Source organism: Brevundimonas sp. GCM10030266 (assembly GCF_042666595.1).
Classification (GTDB): domain Bacteria; phylum Pseudomonadota; class Alphaproteobacteria; order Caulobacterales; family Caulobacteraceae; genus Brevundimonas.
Genome location: NZ_JBHTCY010000013.1, coordinates 1 through 505, shown reverse-complemented (window position 1 = coordinate 505; position 505 = coordinate 1). Strand labels below are relative to the sequence as shown.

At 65.3% G+C, this 505-nt stretch carries 1 pseudogene; it reads left to right on the top strand.

Annotated features, from left to right (window positions below):
- Position 1 precedes the first annotated feature (1 nt).
- Positions 2-505, top strand: a pseudogene (locus tag ACFQQC_RS18655) (UDP-galactopyranose mutase); the annotation flags it as partial.

Here is a 505-nt window from a genome sequence, read left to right as displayed (position 1 = left end):
GATCAACCTGGGCACCATCAACCAGTTCTTCCAGGCCGCCTACTCGCCCGGCGAGGCGCGGGCGCTGATCGCCGAGCAGGCCGGTGAGCTCGCCGGCACCGATCCCGAGAACCTCGACGAGAAGGGGATCTCCCTCATCGGTCGCCCGCTGTACGAGGCGTTCATCAAGAACTACACCGGCAAGCAGTGGCAGACGGATCCCAAGGACCTGCCCGCCTCCATCATCTCCCGCCTGCCCGTGCGCTACACATACGACAACCGGTACTTCAACGACAAGTACGAGTCCTGCCCGCGCAGGGATACACGGCGTGGCTGGAGCGGATGGCCGATCATCCCGACATCGAGGTGCAGCTGGAGACCGACTACTTCGACACCTCGCAGCCGCTGAACAAGGACGCCACCCGCGGGAACCTCCCCGTCGTGTACACCGGCCCCATCGACCGGTACTTCGACTACGAGCAGGGCCGACTGGGCTGGCGCACCATCGACCTCGAGACGGAGCACC